The sequence below is a fragment of the Microbacterium sp. Leaf351 genome, assembly GCF_001423825.1.
Taxonomy (GTDB): domain Bacteria; phylum Actinomycetota; class Actinomycetes; order Actinomycetales; family Microbacteriaceae; genus Microbacterium; species Microbacterium ginsengisoli.
On the sequence record NZ_LMPK01000038.1, the window covers coordinates 227565 to 229725 of the forward strand.

The 2161-nt window shown below is 67.4% G+C and carries 2 protein-coding genes and 2 pseudogenes; all 4 read left to right on the forward strand.

Annotated elements, in window-relative coordinates:
• Positions 1–230 (forward strand): annotated as a pseudogene (locus ASG00_RS18645) (phosphate ABC transporter permease subunit PstC); the annotation flags it as partial.
• A 263-nt stretch (positions 231–493) separates the two neighbouring features.
• The coding region (locus tag ASG00_RS18785; RefSeq protein ID WP_442922659.1) for a hypothetical protein at positions 494–554 on the forward strand (61 nt) is incomplete at its 3' end.
• A gap of 1 nt (position 555) precedes the next feature.
• Positions 556–1255: pseudogene (gene pstA / locus ASG00_RS13880) on the forward strand (phosphate ABC transporter permease PstA); the annotation flags it as partial.
• A 15-nt stretch (positions 1256–1270) separates the two neighbouring features.
• Positions 1271–2050 (forward strand): phosphate ABC transporter ATP-binding protein PstB, encoded by a 780-nt coding sequence (gene pstB, locus ASG00_RS13885; protein ID WP_045246769.1) that lies wholly within the window; start codon positions 1271–1273, stop codon positions 2048–2050.
• The last annotated feature ends 111 nt before the right edge of the window (positions 2051–2161 follow it).

Genomic DNA, 2161 nt, shown 5'->3' on the forward strand with positions numbered 1-2161 from the left:
CCCTCCTGTTCTCGGTGCAACTGCTCACCGACGGCTACAACTCGCAGACGATCGCCGCGAACATCGCGCTGAACTTCCCGATCTCGTCAGGCATCCAGCGCTCCGCGCTCATCGGCACGGGCCTGATGCTGTTCGTCGTCTCCCTCGCCGTCAACATGCTCGCGCGCTACATCATCGCCGCGACCGGTCCCGGCGCGAAGGGCCGCAAGAAGAAGGGGAAGCGCTCGTGACCACCTCCACCGCCGGCCCCTTGACCCGCGCAGCCGGCCTCACCAGCGGGCAGCTCCCCCGCTTCTCCGAGCCGATCGGCGTGGTGATCGCCCTCGTCATCTCGGCCGGGATCATCGCCCTCCTCGCGCCGTTCAACATCGCGCTGTGGCTGGTGCTCACGGCGGTGCTCTACCTCGTCGGCATCGGCGTGGCATCCACCATCGTCGAGAACCGCCGTAAGGCGACCGATCGGGTCGTCCGCGGACTCGTGACGAGCGCCTTCGTGCTGGCCGTCGCGCCGCTCATCTCCACGCTGTGGACCGTCGTCTCCCAGGGCATCGGGGNGGTGGCCACGCCCGGCGCCCTGCAGGCCGTCGTCGGAACCCTGATCATCACCGGCATCGCCGCGCTCATCTCGGTTCCCATCGGCATCCTGACCGCGGTCTACCTCGTCGAGTACGCGCAGCCGAACAACCCGCTGCGTCGCATGATCACGTTCCTCGTCGACGTGATGACCGGCATTCCCTCCATCGTCGCCGGTCTGTTCGCCTTCTCGCTGTTCTCGCTCATCGTCGGCCCGAAGGCGTTCAGCGGCTTCTCCGCATCGATCGCGCTGTGCGTGCTGATGATCCCGATCGTCGTGCGCTCGACCGAAGAGATGCTGCGACTCGTCCCGAGCGAGCTGCGCGAGGCATCCCTCGCACTCGGTGTTCCCCGCTCCACGACGATCGTCAAGATCGTGCTGCGCACCGCGGCGAGCGGCATCGTCACCGGCGTGGTGCTTGCCGTGGCGCGTGTGGTCGGCGAGACCGCGCCGATCTTCATCGCGGCGAGCTTCACCGACAACTTCAACGCGAACCCGTTCGACGGACCGATGCAGACCCTGCCCGTCATGGCGTACACCGCCTACAGCTTCCCCGGCCAGGACATCGCCGCCTCGCAGGCGCAGTCGTGGGGCGCCGCCCTGCTGCTGGTCATCCTCGTCGTCATCTTCAACCTCATCGCCCGCATCGTCGCGACCATGTTCGCGCCGAAGTCCCGCTGATCAAGGAGCCCCCAGGTGTCCAAGCGCATCGAGGTCGAGGACCTCAACGTCTACTACGGCGACTTCCTCGCGGTCGAAGGGGTCTCGATGAACATCGAGCCCCGCACCGTGACCGCCTTCATCGGCCCGTCGGGATGCGGCAAGTCCACGTTCCTGCGCACGCTGAACCGCATGCACGAGGTCATCCCCGGCGCCCGCGTCGAGGGCTCGGTGCTCGTCGACGGTGAGGACCTCTACGCCCCCGGCGTCGACCCGGTGCTCGTGCGCCGTCAGGTCGGCATGGTCTTCCAGCGTCCGAACCCGTTCCCCACGATGTCGATCAAGGAGAACGTGCTCGCGGGTGTGCGCCTGAACAACAAGCGCATCTCGAAGAGCGACGCCGACGCCCTGGTCGAGCAGTCGCTGCGCGGCGCGAACCTCTGGGAAGAGGTCAAGGACCGCCTCGACAAGCCGGGCGCAGGACTGTCGGGCGGTCAGCAGCAGCGACTGTGCATCGCCCGCACGATCGCCGTCTCCCCCGATGTCGTGCTGATGGATGAGCCGTGCTCGGCGCTCGACCCGATCTCGACCTACGCGATCGAAGAGCTGATCGAGGAGCTCAAGAACGAGTTCACGATCGTGATCGTGACCCACAACATGCAGCAGGCCTCGCGCGTGAGCGACAAGACGGCCTTCTTCAACATCGCCGGCACCGGCAAGCCCGGCAAGCTCATCGAGTTCGCCGAGACCGGAACGATCTTCACCAACCCCACCCAGAAGGCGACCGAGGACTACGTCTCGGGCCGCTTCGGGTGATCGCGACCGCGCGGTCGTGCGCGGGAGGGGGCGGATGCGAGGCATCCGCCCCCTCTGCGCGTTCGGGCAGGGCTGTGGTGTCCGGCCGGTTGGACGGCCTGCCCCCCCCCC